Origin of the sequence: Streptomyces beijiangensis (genome assembly GCF_017315755.1) — a bacterium.
Classification (GTDB): domain Bacteria; phylum Actinomycetota; class Actinomycetes; order Streptomycetales; family Streptomycetaceae; genus Streptomyces; species Streptomyces beijiangensis.
In genome coordinates this window covers 1-226 of sequence record NZ_JAFLRJ010000208.1, presented here as the reverse complement: position 1 = coordinate 226, position 226 = coordinate 1, and positions in this window count along the sequence as shown.

The window sequence follows — 226 nt, the reverse complement described above, 5'->3', positions numbered from 1 at the left end:
TGGACCGCGGAGGCTCCGCGGCCGTACTGCCGGCGTACGCCACGGAGCTCGACCGCCCAGTCGCTCCCCGCGTCGCCCGTGGTGGTGACGTGCAGGTCGCCCTGGTCCCGCTTGCCGCGTCGCAGCCCCATGGTGTTCTCCGCCTTCCGGATCCGCGCGTTGTCCGTTGCTCTGATGGTTCGACGCTACGGATCACGGAGGTGCGGGGGCCATGGCGGCTACTGGC